Raw genomic sequence first — 17,840 nt, forward strand, 5'->3', positions numbered from 1 at the left:
GAGATTTTGGTATGAATTTTGCTGTTTATAAATAGATAACGATGTTATTAGAACGAAGGGAGAAATAAAGATGAAAGAAAATAAACAAATGGAAAAAGCATTATTAGAGATTGTAAAAAGAGAGACTAAACCAGCTATAGGGTGTACTGAACCAGTAGCAGTGGCGTTTACAGCAGCTACTGCTAAAAAGTATTTAAAGGGTGAAATAAAAAAAATTAATGTAAAAGTAAGTAATAATATATTTAAAAATGGTAAGTCAGTTATTATACCTAATACAGAAGAATGTGGAATGAGTATGTCAGCTGCATTGGGAGTTTTATGTGGTGATGCTGAAGAGGGATTATTTGTGTTTAAAAACGTTACGCCCAAATATGTAGAGGATGCTAAAAATATGCTAAAAGATAGTATGGTTACAGTAACCACGGTTTCAAATTCCGAAGATGTTTTTGTTGAAATAGATATTGAAGGTGAAGATAATCAAGTTAGTGTAGTATTAAGTGGAGGACATACTCATATTCAAAAGATTAAAGTTAATGAAGAGATTGTATTTGAAGAAAATGTAAAAAAAACAGCTAAAGATTCTTCGGAGATTTTAAAGAAAATGACATTTAAGCAAATTAGAGAGATTGCAGAAACTATAGATATAAAAGAACTTGATTTTGTAATTGATGGTGTTAAAATGAATAGAAACGCTGCTGAAGAAGGACTTAAAAAAGAAAAAGGCGTAAGATGGGGAGCTTCATTGTTAAAACTTCAAAAGAAAGGCGTCATAGGTAATGATGTGTCTATAAAAGCTAGAATTTTAACAGCTGCAGGCTGTGATTTGAGAATGAGTGGTGGAAACTGTCCTATTATGACAAGCGGAGGTAGTGGGAATCAAGGACTTGGTGTAGTAATTCCAATTTCAGTCATGGCAGAAGAAATAGAGGCTCCAATTGAAAGACTTCAAAGAGCAATATTTTTTGGACATGCAATAAATAATTTTGTAAAAAAATATACAGGAAAGCTTTCTGCAATATGTGGATGTGCCATAGCTGCAGGAATAGGTGCAAGTGCTGCTATAGCATGGCTTTTAGGTGGAAATGATAAACAAATTGAAGGTGCGGTTCAAAATATGTTAGCAAATCTTACTGGAATGGTATGTGATGGAGCAAAAGAAAGTTGTGCTCTTAAATTATCAACTTCTTCAGCAGAATCAATAATTGCGGCGGCTATTGCATGTGACGATGTTATTGTTCCTAATAAAACAGGAATACTTGGACAAACTGTAGAAGAAACAATAAAAAACCTTGGAACACTTTGTAGAGAAGGATTTTATAAAGCTGATGAAGTTATGACAAGTATTATAAGTGTATAAATGATTAATATTATTAAAAGGAGAGTACTCAATGTATAAAGAAAAAATATTATCATTACTAAAAAGTGAAATGGGACAAGCATTAGGAGTTACTGAACCAGCTGCTATAGCTTTAGCTTCATGTAAAGCATATGAAGCTGTAGGCGGAAAGTTGAAAAAGATTAAAGTAACTACAGATCCTGGAGTGTTTAAAAATGGATTTTCATGTGGAATACCTGGTACAGACGAGATGGGAAATGAAATTGCAGCTATACTTGGCGTGTTATCAGGCAATTCTAAATTTGAATTAAAGGTTTTGGAAAACATTAAAGAAGAAGAGATAATTAAGGCTAAAAAACTTCGAGAAGATAAAATAGTGCAAGTGGATGTGAAAAAGGGGCTTACAAAAATATTAATAGATGCCGTTGTTATTACAGATAAAGGTGTTGGAAGAGCGGTAATTAAAGATAAACACACAAACATTGTTTTAGTAGAGGCTGATGGAAAGATAAAATATAAATCAGAAGAAGATAATAAAATAGAGAGTAATAAAGACAAATTTTCAATTATTGATTTGAAATTAGCTGATTTTATTAATTTTATTAATGAAATTGAATTTGAAGATATTAAATTTACTTTAGAAGCTATTAAGGTAAATAAGAAACTTGCTGAAAAAGGAATTAATGGAGCAGGAATGGGATTAGGTAAGGCAATATATGAGCTTGAGAAAGAACAAAAAATATCTGGTGATATTATAAGTTATGCTCAAATGTTAACTGGCTATGCGGTTGATGCAAGAATGGGAGGATGCTCAAAACCAGCTATGACAATTTGCGGTAGTGGAGATCATGGAATTATTGCTACTATCCCTCTTGCTGCAGTAGCTGAAAAAATGAATATAGAAGAAGAAAGATTAGCTAGAGCTATTGCATTAAGTTATTTAGTTACTATTTATATAAAAGAGTATTCAGGAAGATTATCTGCATTTTGTGGTTGTGCAGTAGCAGCTGGAACTGGAGTAAGTGCAGGAACAGTTTATTTATTAGGTGGAAGTAATAAACAAATAGAATATACAATTAATAATATGGCAGCAAACATAACTGGGATGATTTGTGATGGCGGTAATTTAGGTTGTTCTTTAAAAGCAGTAACAGCAGCAAATGCAGCAATAATGTCAGCGTTGATTTCTATAAAAGATGTTTATATTCCTAATAATAGTGGAATTGTTGGTAATACTGTAGAAGATACTATGAAAAATATAGGCAAAGTAGCTTCACCAGGTATGATAGAAACTGATAATGTTATTTTAGATACTATGTTGGAAAGATAAATAATAAAATATAGCAAAAATAAAGTTAACTTGTTGTGTTAGGTAAAATTATTTTAAATTATAAAAAATAATTAACTAATATAGCAAGTTAATTTATTATTAGAATATTTTGTATCTAAATTACAATATGTGATAAAATTATTATTATGATTAGTTATAGAGATAAATGATTAAATTCAAGGAGATGAATGATTTGGATAGAGTATTAAAGGAGTTGTCACCAAGTTTAGTTTTTAAGTATTTTGAAGAAATTACAAGAATACCAAGAGAATCGGGAAATGAAAAGGCTGTAAGTGATTATTTGGTAAATTTTGCAAGGGAACATAAATTACAAGTAATTCAAGATGAAGCAATGAATATAATAATCAAAAAACAAGCGAGTAAAGGTTATGAAAATTCACCTACTGTAATTTTACAAGGACACATGGATATGGTTTGTGAAAAGAGAGCTGATGTTGAACATGATTTTGCAAAAGATCCAATTAAATTAAGAATAGAAGGGGAGCTAATAAAAGCTTCGGGTACTACTTTAGGTGCTGATAATGGAATCGCTGTAGCATATTGTTTAGCTATTTTAGCTAGTAATGGTATTGAACATCCAACTTTAGAGGCATTATTTACTACTGAAGAAGAAACTGGAATGAGTGGAGCTGCTAATGTTAAAAATGAAAATCTTTCAGGAAAGATTTTAATAAATATAGATTCAGAAGAAGAAGGAGAACTTTTATCAAGTTGTGCAGGTGGAGTTAGAAATAGAGTTAAACTTTTTACAGAATACGAAAAGGTAAAAGACGGATTTACCGCATATACTCTTAAAGTTAAGGGCTTAAAAGGCGGTCATTCAGGGATGGAAATAGATAAAGGAAGAGCAAATGCTAATAAACTTATTGGACGTGTGCTGAATGATTTGAAGTGCAATGTGGATTTGTATATAGCTGAAATTAGTGGTGGAGCTAAAATGAATGCTATACCAAGAGAAGCAGAAACAGTTATTTTAATAAAAAGTGAAGAAGAAACTTTATTAGAAAAATTAACATCTAAGTGGCAGAAAATCTTCAAAAATGAGTTTAGAATTTCAGATTCAGAAATTACGATTAAGCTAGAAAAAGCAGAAAACAAAAAAGATAATAAATCATTTACGAAAGAATTAAGCAATAAAATTATATCTTTACTTATGCTAATACCTCAAGGTGTTCAATCTATGAGTATGGATATTGAAGGACTCGTACAAAGTTCCACTAATTTAGGAGTAGTTACTACTACAGAAAATAAAGTCAGTTTTGAAAGTGCTATAAGAAGTTCTGTTAGAAGTTTAAAATATGAAATAGTTAAAAGAATTGAAATAGCTGCTAATCTTGTAGGAGCAGAAATGACTTTAGAATCAGAATATCCTGAATGGCAATATAAAGCTAATTCACGTATTAGAGATATTTTTGTAAAGATACATAAAGATATGTATGGTAAAGAGCCAAAAATTACAGCGATTCATGCTGGACTTGAATGTGGATTGTTAAAGGATATTTTAGGTGATATAGATATGGTTTCTTTTGGACCTAATATGTATGATGTTCATACTCCAGAAGAGAGCTTAAGTATTTTATCTACTAAAAGAACTTTTGAATATTTGTTGAATGTATTGAAGGAAATAAAATAATATATAATTTAGAATTAGGAAATTATTTGAGAGTTGATATACTTTGGATACGTATGTCAACTCTCAAATTTTTTTGTATATTAAGACTTAATGAAGAAATTCATATAGTTATATTGTCTTTATTTTAAAATAAAAAAGGATAAAATATTTTGTTCTTATGAAATTTTTAATTATGCAGTTTCTTTAAATATTGAAGTAATAAATCTTGACACATTATACCCTTAGGGGGTATAATACAATCAGTGTGAAATTAAATGTATAAAAGAAGGGAGAAAAAATATATGGCTAAAAAAAGAAGAAAATCTCATCAAAAATGGTCTTGGATTTTTATGGTGATGTTTATATTATTATCAGTAATAGATATTCGTTTTGGATTATTAGGAATTGTTTGTATATCAGCACCTATATATCATGCAATTAGGGGAAGAGGGAAAATACATTGCTCTCATTATTGTCCAAGAGGTTCTATATTGGGAACATTTTTAAAACATATAAGTTTAGAATACAATATACCTAAAAACCTAAAATCTAAAACAGTTAAAAATATTTTATTGGGATTAATGATTATTATGTTTACTATTGGATTGATACATGCAGGAACCAATATTAAAAGAATAGGATTTGCTATATTTAGATTAATGATGTCTTCTTTAGCGTTAGGTGTTATTATGGGAATAATATTTAAGCCAAGAAGTTGGTGTCAAGTATGTCCTATGGGGTATGGAACAGGAATTATTGACGAAAAGATTAAAAAACAAAGATAATTAAAGAAGAATGAAAAAAATATGATAAAATAGAATAAAAGATTTTTATAGAAATTATAAATATAATAAGAGTTTTTATTATTATTTTAGTTTTGAATTGGATGAAGTAATCATATGATTTTATTAGGAGTGAGTATATTATGGTGGATAAAGTATCAGTTGTTTTTATGATTATAAGTACGATAATTTGTTTCGGACTCCCAATTGGTCTTATAGTTTACTTTTACAAAAAAGAAAAAATATCAATTTCAGCTGTAATGATAGGTTCAGTAATATTTATTATTTTTCAATTGTTTATGAGATTACCTTTAATTAACTTTCTGAATAGTCAAGGATGGTTTATAAAGAATATTAAGTCAAATACAATGGTTTATGTATTATTTTTATCTGTTACAGCAGGAGTATTTGAAGAAGTGGGTAGGTGTGTTGGATTTAGATATTTATTAAAAAATAAACTTCAGTGGAAAAATGGAATAGCTTATGGAATTGGACATGGAGGAATAGAATCAGTATTATTGGTAGGAATGACATATGTGTCTAATCTTATATTTAGTTTGCTGATTAATTTAGGAACATTTGATGTTTTAGTAGGTACAAAATTACCGCAAGCTGCAGCTTTAAAGAATACGCTGATGGATACCCATTCATACATGTTTTTATTAGGTGGAATGGAGAGAGTATTTACTATTGCTTTTCATATAGCATTGTCAATCATTGTATTAGAAGGGGTAATGAAAAAACAAAACAAGTATTTATTATATGCAGTTTTGATACATGCTTTAGTAGATTTTTGTGCAGCATATAATTTTAACATATTTGCAACAGAAGGGTTTATGTTTGTAACAGCACTTATAAGCTTTAGATTTATAAAAAAATCTAAGAATAGATTTTTCAACATAAAAGCTAATATGAATAAAAAGAGCTACTAACTTTTCAAAGGTTAATAGCTCTTTTAAATATAGAATTAAATTATAAGGTTAGTTTATTTAAGTTTAATCAATAATTCACCAGACTTAACTTGTTGACCTTCCTTTACAATTATAGAATCAACTGTTCCACTAGCTGAAGCAGTAATGTTTGTTTCCATCTTCATTGCTTCAATTATCATTAAGCTATCATTTTCTTTAACTTCAGAGCCTTCTTTTACAAGAATTTTTAGTACTGTGCCAGGTATACTCGAACCAACTTCAAGTGGATCATCTGGGTCAGCTATTTGTATAGCTGAGCTTTGAATAGCTGATGAAGCTCCTTTATCTTGAATTTTAATTTCACGTCTATTACCATCGACTTCAAAAATCAATGTTCTAAAACCTTCATTATCTAACTTGGTTATTCTAAGCAGTTTTATAATCAAAGTTTTTCCTTCGAAAATTTCAATTTCGCATGTTTCTCCTTCACTTAGTCCGTGGAAGTATATATCACTACCTATTCTGCTAAGATCACCATTTTCTTTAATATATTTTAGGTAATCTTCAAATACATCAGGATATAAAACATAGCTTAGTATATCTTGTTTAGTAGGTTCTATATCAAATTTATCTTTAAGTTGTTTTGCTATAGCATCAAAATTTTCTGATGGAAGGAGTTCACCAGGTCTGCAAGTGATAGGGGCTTCGCCTTTTAAAACAATTTTTTGAAGATCTTCAGGGAAACCACCTTCAGGTTGACCCATCATACCTTTAAAATATGCTACTGAAGAATCAGGGAAAGCCATATCCTTACCTTTTTCTAGAATGTTTTCTGGTGTTAAATTATTTTGAACCATAAATATTGCAAGGTCACCAACCATTTTAGATGAAGGAGTTACCTTTACAATATCGCCTACCATTTTATTAACTTTTTTATACGTTTCTTTAACATCATCAAATCTGTGCCCAAGTCCAAAGCTTTCAACTTGAGGTTTTAAGTTGGAGTACTGTCCTCCGGGTATTTCGTATCTGTAGATTTCAGTAGAACCAGATTTTAACCCAGACTCAAATTGTTCATAAACAGGTCTTACTGCAGACCAATAATCTGAAAGCTTTTGAATGCCTTTAACATGAACACCAGTAGCACGTTTAGTATGTTCAAGTGCTGCAACTACAGAGTTTAAAGCAGGTTGACTTGTTAGTCCAGACATACTGTTAAGTGCTGTATCTACGATATCAACTCCAGCTTCTGCTGCCATTATAACAGTAGCTACTCCATTACCAGTTGTATCATGAGTGTGTAAATGTATTGGAATAGATATTTCTTGTTTTAGTGCTTTAATAAGCTTATATGCAGCATAAGGTTTTAATAGAGCTGACATATCTTTTATACCTAATATATGGGCACCTGCTTTTTCTAAGTCTTTTGCTTTACGTACATAATAATCTAAAGAGTACTTATCTTTTCCTTCATTTAATATATCACCAGTGTAACAAATACAAGCTTCTGCTATCTTGTTATTTTTAAGAACCTGATCAATTGCTACTTCCATACCTTTTATCCAGTTAAGGGAGTCGAATATTCTAAATACGTCAATACCAGATGCAGAAGCTTCATTGATTAATTCTCTTATCACATTATCAGGATAATTCTTATATCCAACACCATTAGAACCTCTTATTAGCATTTGGAATAATACATTAGGAATTCTTTTCCTAAGTTCTTTAAGACGAACCCAAGGAGATTCTTTTAAAAATCTATAAGCTACATCAAAAGTTGCTCCACCCCACATTTCAAGTGAGAATAAATCTTTCCCAAGTGCAGATGTGCTTTTGGCGATTTTAACCATATCTATAGTTCTCATTCTTGTTGCCATTAGAGATTGATGAGCATCTCGCATTGTAGTATCTGTAAGAAGTAATTTTTCTTGGGAGTTTATCCATTTAACTAAACCTTCGGGACCATGTTCATCTAATATTTGTTTTGTTCCGCTTAAATCTTTAGTGATATTTGCTTTTGGAACAACAGGAACATCAAAATCTTTCTTGATTCCTCTAGTTTCGTTTATTACTTTTTCCCCAATAAATTTAAGAACACTATATTCTGTATCTGCTTTTGAAGTTATATTAAATAACTCAGTGTGTTCATTAATAAAACCTGTAGTACATTCACCTTTTGCAAAAATTGGATTATTTAATACGTTTATTAAAAAGTCAACATTAGTTTTAACACCAGAAAGTTGTAATTCTTTTAAAGAACGTAAAGATTTTCTAATAGCATCTTTAAATGTTCTTGACCATGAAGTAGTTTTAAATAATAAGCTATCATAATAAGGCGTGATTTCAGCACCTGTAAATCCATTACCACCATCAAGTCTTATTCCGTATCCAGAACCTGTTCTGTATAAATCAATTTTTCCTGTATCAGGAGCAAAATTATTTGAAGGATCTTCAGTTGTTACTCTGCATTGAATAGAATATCCTCTTGGCTTAATATCATCTTGAGATGATATACCTATTTCATCAGAATTTAACGGGTATCCTTGAGCAACTAGAATTTGACTTTGAACAATATCTACACCAGTAATCATTTCAGTTACTGTATGTTCAACTTGAATTCTAGGATTCATTTCTATAAAGTAGTGATTTCCATGTGCATCCACTAAAAACTCTAGAGTACCTGCACTTCGATAATTTACAGATTTAGCAAGTTTTAACGCATCAGCACAAATTTGCTCTCTTTTTTCCGTTGGTAATGCAAGTGCAGGAGTGAATTCTATTACCTTTTGATGACGTCTTTGTACAGAACAATCTCTTTCGTGAAGATGAACTATATTATTGTGTTTATCACCAAGAATTTGTACTTCTATGTGTTTAGGCTTTTCCAAATATTTCTCTACAAAAATATCATCTATTCCAAAGGCTTTCTTAGCTTCACTTTTAGCGCTTCTAAAGGCTGGTAGTAATTCATCTTTTGTTCTAACTATTCTCATTCCACGTCCACCGCCTCCGGCAGCGGCTTTTAACATAATAGGATATCCACACATATCTGCAAATGTTATTGCTTCTTCTTCAGAATTAACAGGTTTTTCAACTCCAGGAATAGTTGGCACATTAACGCTTTGGGCAACAAGTTTTGATTTTATTTTATCACCCATTTTTTCCATCATATCTGAAGTAGGTCCTATAAATTCTATACCAGCTTCAGCACATTTTCTAGCAAATTCAGGGTTTTCAGATAAAAAACCGTATCCAGGGTGAATTGCATCTACACCTTTCTTTAAAGCTAGGCTTATTATTTGGTCAATATTTAAATAGGCTTGTATAGGACCTTGATTTTTACCTATTAGATAAGCTTCGTCTGCTTTAGTTCTGAATAAAGAGCATTTATCTTCTTCAGAATATATGGCAACCGTTCTAATACCTAATTCATTACAAGCTCTAAATATTCTTATTGCAATTTCTCCTCGATTTGCTACTAAAATTCTTTTGAATTTTTTAATCAATTGTTCCACCCCTTTTTATTATATGGAAAATATATTATATAATATGTTGCAATAATTTAAAAGTTCAATATTCAAAAACAATAATAATACTATTATATCTGAGTTGAAAGATTATTTCAATTGAATTTTTTGAACGCTAAACTTGCAAAAGTCAAAAAACTTATGTGAAATTGTTTACATATAATTTAAAGATATTCACAGCTAGTTTTAGGCAATTTAATTATGGACTTAAATTATAGAACAAAAGAACACATATATAGATTTCATCTATAGTGTGTTCTAAAGTTACTACAATATTTCGGTAATTTATTAAATGTCTAGTAAATTTTTCTTGTAATTTATATATAGTTCTCTTAATTCATTCATTTTAGTATCCATTTCAACTTGAAGTCTAGAAACAGTTTCATAATCTTTGATATCTACAGCTTCATGTATTTTTGTGAATAAGGATTTATTTGAATAAGAATCCTTCATTAAATAATATCTTAATTTATTTACATGTTCCCATCTAGTAACATCAACATCAAAAGATTTTTCAATGCTGTGAAGCATTTTATAACTTCTTATTTCTTCACAATAATTAGGAATTATTCTAGCAATAATTTCTGTTATCCATCTTCGTTCAACTCCAGTTGCATAACTAGATATTATTTTATCTGTAAATATATTCCCAGCTTTAAGAGCTTTAAGTTTTTCAGGGTAGTTATTTATTGAAGTAAGATTTTCGTATACTGTTGCAGGTGCTTTCCCAAATAATTTATTTCTTTCTTCTTCAGTATAATCTTCAAATACATCTTCTTCACTTCTATATGATCTATCTTTTTCAAGATAATCAGTTTCAATACCAGAATCCTTTGAAAGTTCAGCTAGTAAATTATCTTCCGTTTTATTGTTAGTTATTGCATAAGATATACCATCCATAGATGCCATGAATAATGTAGCTAATACAAGATAAGTGTTTGTATGAGGATTTGGCGCTCTAAGTTCAAATCTTGTAGCTAAAGGTGCTTCATTATCACGTATAACACCTAATAATATAGTTCTATTTCTTGAAGGAATATCTACAGAATGACCTATAGAGGTAACTATACATATAGGAGCTTCGAAACCAGGTTTTAATCTTCTAAACGAATCATTAGTTGCAGATACAAATGGGTTTATAACTTCATAATTTTTCAATACCCCCATTACTGAAGCATATCCAAATACGCTTAAGAAATGTTCTTTTGTAGGTGCAAATAGATTAATTCTTTTTCCATTCTTTAATTTTAGAGCTATGCTTAAATGAGTATGTTCTCCACTTCCGGCTACTCCATCAATAGGTTTAGCGAGAAAGTTAACATCTAATCCATGTCTCCTGAAAGTTTCTCTTGTTAATATTCTAGCAAAAATTTCATTATCACCAGCTTGTATTGCATCTGCATACTTCCAATCTATTTCAAGCTGTTCCATTATATGAGTTAAATTACCATCTTTACTAAGAGTAGCTTTTACTCCACCAACTTCTTTATGACCCATTTCAGGTTCTAATCCGTACTTATCCATTAGAACCATTAATTCTTCAAGTGCAGTTCTCACACAACCTTTAGTTCTTGTCCAGTATTGTTCTTGAAGTACTTGAGAAGTTGAAAGTTCTTCTGTGTGAGCTTTTTCTTGAGGGGTTTTTACCCAAAATTCAAGTTCTGTTGCAGAAGTGGCTTCTATATCATCTATGTCATCTACTGTTATTTTATAAGGAGCTAATAATTCAGGATAGTTCTTGAAGAATTTTAATAAACTTTCTTTCATATAATCTATTGATGCTTTAAGTATATGTCTTGAATCAATAGCTTTACCTTCGTAAATTAGAAAACAAGGAATTCTAAGTGTTCCGATAGGTTTTCCAGTTTTTTCATCAATATTTTCATAATTGTAATCAATAAACCAATTAACTTCAGTATCTGCAAGCATATCTACTTTTGCATTGTTTAATGTAGCTATTCCAGGAAAAACTACAGATGAACCATCAGTTTGAACAGCACCTTTTAAAAAACCATTTATATCATCTAAAAATATTTTAATAGGTATTTTTTCATCTGTATCATTTCCAGATAAATCAATACCAACAAGAGATACAAATTTAATCTCAGTGTGTGAAGTTAGTAGTTCTTTAAGGCATTCCTCAGAGTGATGATTTTTAGGAATTGTATAAACTAAATTTTTCAACATATTATTCCTCCTAGTTAATAAAATAGTATTAAAGTTATTATTTTTTTGTATTTGTCATTTTGAACCGCATCGTTTTGAGAATTATATAAAAATTCTATTATAAAATTAATAAATTGTCAATTAAATAATTTGAATAATATAAAAAATATAAATGAAAAGGTTTAAATAACAATTTAATTAAGATATTTTTACAGGTGGAATAAAAAAAGGTTGTGAAGTATAATTTATATTGATAAAAAATCCAATTTATAATGATAAATAGTAAAAATTATTTTGTATTATTATATACCGGTTAAATAATTATGATACTGTATAAGATTGGAGGTGAAACTGATTTATAGTAAATATACTATAAATCAGCGTAATATGAATATTAAAGATAAACCAATAGGTTTTTTTGATTCAGGAGTAGGAGGATTAAGTGTTTTAAAAGAGGCTGTAAAAGTGCTTCCAAATGAAGATTTTATTTATTTTGGAGATTCTAAAAATGCTCCTTATGGTGTTAAAAATGTTGATGAAATAAAAAAATTAACTTTTGACGCTGTAGAGTTTTTAGTAAGACATAATGTAAAGGCTATTGTAATTGCTTGCAATACAGCAACAAGTGCAGCTATTATAGATCTGAGAAAAACATATATCAATATACCTATTATAGGAATAGAGCCAGCATTGAAACCAGCTGTTGAATTAAATAAAGAAGGTAAAATTATTATTATGGCAACGCCAACGACTTTATGTGAAAAAAAATTTTTTAAGCTTATGAATAAATATAAATCTATATCAGATATAATACCACTTCCTTGTCCAGGACTTGTAGAATTTATAGAAGAGGGTACATTAGAAGGTGAAGAAATAGATGGGTTTTTGGAAAAAAGATTTTTTAGTTTAAAAGATGAAAAGATAGCATCAATAGTTTTAGGCTGTACACATTATCCTTTTGTAAAAAAGGAGTTATCAAAAATATTAGGTCAAGATATTAGTATCATAGATGGAAGTAGAGGTACAGCAGTACAACTAAAGAGAAAGCTTATAAGCAATAAGTTTATTAGCTCTAAAACAAAAAAAGGAGAGATCAAAATATTTAATTCTTTAAAAGATAACAATATTATTGATTTATCTTTTAGATTGTTAAATAGCTAATTAAGAAAAGTGCAAAGCATTTTTTATCACCTTAGACAAGCTATTGAATAGACTAATAATATAGGATACACAAACATAAAGGCATACAAAACAATAGAAATAAGGTGATAATGTGAAGGTGTTTGTTACAAAAAGAAAAGACACGGATGAAGTTAAAAATGAACTAGTGGAAAAAGTAGATTTTATTAAAATTTGTAAAAATGAAAAGTTTAATTGTATAACTATAAAAAATCCTGAGGATAGTAATACTATCTGTATGTTAAGAGGTATGGAAATAACAAGTGAAGAAAAAGACAATAAATTACGATTAATACAAGGTGAAGATGAATTTTATAGAGGTGAAATTGAAAGCAGTAAAGAATATAAAATAGGAATTTTTAATGTTAAAAGTGAATTACAGATTTATAATAATAATAGAAATATTGAACTTACAAGAAATACTTTACTAAGAAATCAAAAATGTAATGTTTTAAATGACTTAGAGTTAATAATACTTCCTAAAGGATGTATATATATTAAATTGGATGAAGAAGTGTGTGATTTTAATATAAAAATAAATTGGACTAGCGAGGAAATTGCATGATTTAAGAATATTGCGACGCAATATTCTTAAATTATGGTATAATTTAGAGTAATATGATAAATAATCTAAACATAGGATTTATCTAGATATGAAAGGAGAACGTTTTATGAATCCAATAGTTACTATTAAAATGCAAAATGGTGATGTTATAAAAGCTGAATTGTATCCAGAAATAGCACCTAATACAGTAAACAATTTTATTAATCTTATAAAAAAAGGTTTTTATGATGGGGTTATATTTCACAGAGTAATTCCAGGTTTTATGATTCAAGGAGGAGATCCTCAAGGTACTGGTATGGGTGGTCCAGGTTATTCGATAAAAGGTGAATTTACTGCAAATGGTTTTAAAAATGATTTAAAGCATGATAGAGGAGTATTATCCATGGCAAGAACTATGAATCCTAATTCTGCTGGAAGTCAGATTTTTATTATGACAGAAAACTCTCCTCATTTAGATGGACAATATGCTTCTTTTGGAAAAGTTACAGAAGGAATGGAAGCTGTTGACAAGATAGTTAACCAAAAGAAAGACTATAGTGATAGACCATATGAAGATCAGGTTATGGAAAGCGTAACTATTGACACTTTTGGAGTAGAATATGCTGATCCAGAAAGAGTATAAAAAAAGATGCTGATAGTCAGCATCTTTTTTTGTTAATGAAAGTCATAGAAAAAATATCAGTTTTATATTAAAATAGTATATTAAAGAAATTAAAAACTATTTATTGGAGGAAGATAGAAATGAGTAGAATTGGAGATAAAATAAAGCAAGCTAGATTAAGTTCTAAAATGAATGAAAAACAGTTAGCTAAAAAAATAGGTGTTTCTGAAAGATTTGTAAAAGATGTTGAGATGGGAAGAAAAGTTATAAATGAAAATTTAATTAAAAAAATTTCAAAGATTTTAGGTAAAGATCTAAATGATATAACTATGTCTTTTGAAGAACAAATATTTGAAGAAGAAAAGCAGAACAAATCACAAAAGAAACAAACAATTGAAAAGGTTAAAGATGTTTGGAACGATGCTTTTGGAGCTATTTTAAAAACAGTGCCTATTTATGGGTATGATATGAGTAAAACTTTAAGTACAAGAAAAATGCCTATTATAGATAATAAAGTAGAAGGCTATGGAAAAGAAAAAGTTTTGTTTTTACAAATACAAGACGATGAGATGATAGGATTTAGAATGTCAAAAGGGGATATAGCATTTGGTCATATAACCCACGAAGTTGAAAATAATGCAATTTGTCTTATTGAAAGCAAAGGAGAAAGAGTCATAAGACAAGTAAAAAGATTGGATAATAGTAAATTATTACTTATAAGTAATAGAGGAAGCTTAAGAACTGAAACTGTTGGAATTAAAGATATAAAAGTATTAGTTAGGATTGATAAAATAGAGATAAAATTATAAGTTTTAAACAAATGAAGGTGTGATAGAAAACAAATGAAGAAAAAGTGTTTGAATTTTAAAGTGGTTTTTATAGTTATTATATTATCTGCTGTTTATTTAAAACTACAACAGCCCATAAAGGTAGTGCTTTTAAATGATTTTACTATAGAAACAAGAGTACACGCAACTGTTACCACTATTCCAGCAAAAATAGCAGAGGAAGAAATAAATAAATCAGATGGAATATTAGAAAGAAAAATTAAGCTGATAGTAGAAGATACTAATTTTAAGAATTTAGACGAAACTTTTAAAAAATTAGACTTAAAAAATGATGATGTTATAATAAGTGCCGCTAACTCTGAGAATTTGACCAAATTAGAACCTTATTTAGAAAAATACAATATACCTTGTATAGCTGTTAATGCAACAGCTGTTAGTCTAAGCAATAAAAAGGACAATATATACAGACTTATGCCTGATGATAGAATAGAAATTGATACTTTATTCAATTACTTAAATAAAAATAATATTGGCAATAAGGTTGCCGTTATATATGATGATATTAATTTGAATTACCAAAAATCTGTTGAAGATCAAATAAAAAAAATAGGTGGACAAATATCATCAAAACAAATTGTATATGGGAAAAGTTTAAATTTTAAGATTTATAATAAACAACTAATAAACAAATGTGATTTAATCCTTATTTTAGCTTCAGGAAGAGATACGGCCTTAATTATTCAAAATTTGAGGAAACAAGATATTGATAAGAAATGTTTTGGGTTATCTTGTAATGTGGATAGTAATCTGTTGAGTTATGGTGGACAGGCTATTGAAGGCTTTACTTTTATAAGTCCTAAAGATATTAGTACATCAAGTAATATTTATAAAAATCTTAATTATAATCTTGAAAAATATGGTAAGGATACAAGCATTATTACCATTGGAGCATATGAAGCTTATATGCTTATAAAAAAAGTTTATTGTAATGTACATAATGATACTTTTAAAAAAGAAGTGGATAAACAAAAAAGATTTATAATTCATAATCAGATTATAGAATTTAATGATTTTGGCGATTGCGTTGATAAGGAGTTTGTATTTAAAGTTAAAGGCGGTAGCTTTAGTAAAGTAGAGGATGGAATAGATGGAAAATAAACAGTTGAAAGATGTTAAAAGCACTGTTTTTAGGACTATAATTAAAAATGGATTAATGCTTGGTATTATGATTTTTACGATACTAATAATATTTGTATTTAGTGTAAGTTACCTTTTTATAGAGGATAGTGAAAAAAATATATCAAATGTTATGATAAATGATGTACATCAAAAAATTGAAAGGATTATTAGTGTTTCAAATTTTATTTTGGATATTGAGAGCAAGAAATATAGTTATGAGGAAAAAAATAGTTTAATTCAAAATACAATTACTATGGAAAATGATATATTAGGAGTGTTGATACTTGATAAGAAAGGTATAGTAACAAATGCTTTTTCTAGGGAGTTGAAAAACAGTTATTCTGAATTTAAAGATATAAATTTTAAAAGTTCAGATTTTATAGGTATAGATTTTAGTGGCAAAGAATATTATAAGCAAGTAATAAAAACTAAAAAAATATATATTACAAAGCCGTATGTACAATATTTAACGGGGAAACTATCTTTAAATATTGTAAGTCCTATAATTAAAAATAATAATATTGAAGGAATGAATGTTATTCTAGTAAATCCTGAAATAATTCAAAATAAAAAATTAAAAGATATAGAATATTATATTACTAAAGGTAATGGAAATATTATCTTTAAGAGCTTGAATGATGATAAGTATATAGAGAGTAGTATAGATATGCATACAATAGAACGATTGAAGAAAAAAGATGTAAGTATTATATTATATAAAAATCATATAAAAAATAAATATATGGTTAGTACAATTATGAAAATTGATATAGCGGATATTTATATCATAGTTGAGTATGATATATTTGGTAATAAAGATTTTTGGGTAGCTTTACTAGGAACATTAATATTTTATGCATTACTTATTATTATTATTACGTTTATACATTCTGCAAAAGCTTCTAATAATATTTCAAATGAAATAAGTATTTTCTCTAATGTAGTAGGAAGAATAGCCTCAGGAGACTATTATATTAATTGTTTAGAAAAATATAATTATAAAGAAACAAATGATATTATAGAAAGTTTGTCTAATATGGCGAATAAGATAAATGAAAGAGAACAAGAACTTCAAGCTTATAATGAAGAACTAAGGGCTGCAAATGATGAAATAAATTCAATGCTTAGTACTATAAGCAAAAATGAAAAAATGAAAAAAGATCAATATAAACAGATTATGTGGACGTTACTTAATCTTATTGAAATAAAGGATAAATATACAGCAGGACATTCTAAAAATGTTACATATTATACTAAAAAAATAGCTGAAAGAATGAATTTAGAACATAATTATCAAATAGATGTGGATAAAGTAGATGATGGAGCAATGCTTCATGATATTGGTAAAATAAGTATAAATGAGAATTTATTAAATAAGCCAGGTAAACTTACAGATGAAGAATTTGAAATAATAAAGACACATACAGAAAAAGGATATTATGCATTAAAAGATATAGAAAATTTAAAGGAAGAAAGAGAAATGGTTAAGCATCATCATGAAAGATATGATGGATGTGGTTATCCAGATGGATTAAAAGGAAAGGAAATACCACTTGGAGCAAGAATAATAGCGGTTGCAGATTCTTTTGATGCTATGGTATCTGATAGACCTTATAGAAAGGGAATGTCGCTAAATAAGGCATTAGAACAGCTGGAAAATAATAAAGGGACTCAGTTTGATGCTGATGTAGTAGATGTGTTTTTATCAATAATTAAAGAAAATAATGAAATTTATGATTCAACCAAAAAGTAAAAAGCTCAAAACTTTGAAAAAAGTTTTGAGTTTTTTATATTTATATAAGTTTAATCATAAATATTAATAATGGATTAATTTTAGGAGGTT

The 17,840-nt window shown here is 28.5% G+C and carries 13 protein-coding genes; 11 read left to right on the plus strand and 2 right to left on the minus strand.

The annotated features are described in order from the left end of the window. Positions 1–70 precede the first annotated feature (70 nt). From OW763_RS11490 to OW763_RS11510, 5 genes are all read left to right on the plus strand, one after another. Positions 71–1,357 (plus strand): L-cysteine desulfidase family protein, encoded by a 1,287-nt coding sequence (locus tag OW763_RS11490; protein ID WP_268041285.1) that lies wholly within the window; start codon positions 71–73, stop codon positions 1,355–1,357. A 31-nt stretch (positions 1,358–1,388) separates the two neighbouring features. Then, positions 1,389–2,666, plus strand: a complete 1,278-nt coding sequence (locus tag OW763_RS11495; protein WP_268041286.1) for an L-cysteine desulfidase family protein — start codon at positions 1,389–1,391, stop codon at positions 2,664–2,666. Between the two features lie 184 nt (positions 2,667–2,850). Beyond that, on the plus strand, positions 2,851–4,320 hold the full coding sequence (locus OW763_RS11500) for an aminoacyl-histidine dipeptidase (RefSeq protein ID WP_272507446.1): 1,470 nt from the start codon (positions 2,851–2,853) through the stop codon (positions 4,318–4,320). 281 nt (positions 4,321–4,601) lie between these two features. Then, on the plus strand, positions 4,602–5,084 hold the full coding sequence (locus OW763_RS11505) for a 4Fe-4S binding protein (RefSeq protein ID WP_268041288.1): 483 nt from the start codon (positions 4,602–4,604) through the stop codon (positions 5,082–5,084). Between the two features lie 140 nt (positions 5,085–5,224). After that, positions 5,225–6,013 carry a YhfC family intramembrane metalloprotease gene (locus tag OW763_RS11510; protein WP_268041289.1) on the plus strand — a complete coding sequence of 263 codons (789 nt, stop codon included), beginning with the start codon at positions 5,225–5,227 and terminating at the stop codon, positions 6,011–6,013. Positions 6,014–6,066: 53 nt separating this feature from the next. Here the strand turns inward: OW763_RS11510 and OW763_RS11515 are convergent, their stop codons facing one another. Together OW763_RS11515 and OW763_RS11520 are read right to left on the minus strand one after the other, a co-directional pair. After that, positions 6,067–9,495 carry a pyruvate carboxylase gene (locus OW763_RS11515; RefSeq protein WP_268041346.1) on the minus strand — a complete coding sequence of 1,143 codons (3,429 nt, stop codon included), beginning with the start codon at positions 9,493–9,495 and terminating at the stop codon, positions 6,067–6,069. A 312-nt stretch (positions 9,496–9,807) separates the two neighbouring features. Beyond that, on the minus strand, positions 9,808–11,706 hold the full coding sequence (locus OW763_RS11520) for a glutamine synthetase (RefSeq protein WP_268041290.1): 1,899 nt from the start codon (positions 11,704–11,706) through the stop codon (positions 9,808–9,810). Positions 11,707–12,072: 366 nt separating this feature from the next. Between OW763_RS11520 and murI the strand changes: the two genes are divergently transcribed. The 6 genes from murI (at position 12,073) to OW763_RS11550 (ending at position 17,750) form a co-directional block, all read left to right on the plus strand. Further along, the gene (gene murI / locus OW763_RS11525) at positions 12,073–12,846 is read left to right on the plus strand and encodes a glutamate racemase (RefSeq protein WP_268041347.1); all 774 of its coding nucleotides are present in this window, start codon (positions 12,073–12,075) and stop codon (positions 12,844–12,846) included. A 112-nt stretch (positions 12,847–12,958) separates the two neighbouring features. Then, positions 12,959–13,429 carry a hypothetical protein gene (locus OW763_RS11530; RefSeq protein ID WP_268041291.1) on the plus strand — a complete coding sequence of 157 codons (471 nt, stop codon included), beginning with the start codon at positions 12,959–12,961 and terminating at the stop codon, positions 13,427–13,429. Between the two features lie 106 nt (positions 13,430–13,535). Next, on the plus strand, positions 13,536–14,051 hold the full coding sequence (locus OW763_RS11535; RefSeq protein ID WP_268041292.1) for a peptidylprolyl isomerase: 516 nt from the start codon (positions 13,536–13,538) through the stop codon (positions 14,049–14,051). Positions 14,052–14,170: 119 nt separating this feature from the next. Beyond that, a complete protein-coding gene (locus OW763_RS11540; RefSeq protein ID WP_268041293.1) occupies positions 14,171–14,839 on the plus strand; it encodes a helix-turn-helix domain-containing protein in 669 nt (222 codons plus the stop codon). A 33-nt stretch (positions 14,840–14,872) separates the two neighbouring features. Continuing rightward, entirely contained in the window at positions 14,873–15,976 is a 1,104-nt protein-coding gene (locus OW763_RS11545; protein WP_268041294.1) for an ABC transporter substrate-binding protein, read from the plus strand. Further along, positions 15,966–17,750, plus strand: coding sequence for an HD domain-containing phosphohydrolase (locus tag OW763_RS11550; protein WP_268041295.1), 1,785 nt, complete (start codon positions 15,966–15,968; stop codon positions 17,748–17,750). The genes OW763_RS11545 and OW763_RS11550 overlap by 11 nt, the downstream gene beginning before the upstream one ends. The last annotated feature ends 90 nt before the right edge of the window (positions 17,751–17,840 follow it).

This window comes from Clostridium aestuarii (assembly GCF_026735135.1).
Taxonomy (GTDB): Bacteria; Bacillota; Clostridia; order Clostridiales; family Clostridiaceae; genus Clostridium_H; species Clostridium_H aestuarii.

Bases quoted from the DNA above. Each gene is read 5' to 3' on its own strand.
- OW763_RS11490 (WP_268041285.1), top strand. From the start codon at position 71: ATGAAAGAAAATAAACAAATGGAAAAAGCATTATTAGAGATTGTAAAA.
- OW763_RS11505 (WP_268041288.1), top strand. From the start codon at position 4,602: ATGGCTAAAAAAAGAAGAAAATCTCATCAAAAATGGTCTTGGATTTTT.
- OW763_RS11500 (WP_272507446.1), top strand. From the start codon at position 2,851: ATGAATGATTTGGATAGAGTATTAAAGGAGTTGTCACCAAGTTTAGTT.
- OW763_RS11540 (WP_268041293.1), top strand. From the start codon at position 14,171: ATGAGTAGAATTGGAGATAAAATAAAGCAAGCTAGATTAAGTTCTAAA.
- OW763_RS11535 (WP_268041292.1), top strand. From the start codon at position 13,536: ATGAATCCAATAGTTACTATTAAAATGCAAAATGGTGATGTTATAAAA.
- OW763_RS11520 (WP_268041290.1), bottom strand. From the start codon at position 11,706: ATGTTGAAAAATTTAGTTTATACAATTCCTAAAAATCATCACTCTGAG.
- murI (WP_268041347.1), top strand. From the start codon at position 12,073: ATGAATATTAAAGATAAACCAATAGGTTTTTTTGATTCAGGAGTAGGA.
- OW763_RS11495 (WP_268041286.1), top strand. From the start codon at position 1,389: ATGTATAAAGAAAAAATATTATCATTACTAAAAAGTGAAATGGGACAA.
- OW763_RS11550 (WP_268041295.1), top strand. From the start codon at position 15,966: ATGGAAAATAAACAGTTGAAAGATGTTAAAAGCACTGTTTTTAGGACT.
- OW763_RS11510 (WP_268041289.1), top strand. From the start codon at position 5,225: ATGGTGGATAAAGTATCAGTTGTTTTTATGATTATAAGTACGATAATT.
- OW763_RS11545 (WP_268041294.1), top strand. From the start codon at position 14,873: ATGAAGAAAAAGTGTTTGAATTTTAAAGTGGTTTTTATAGTTATTATA.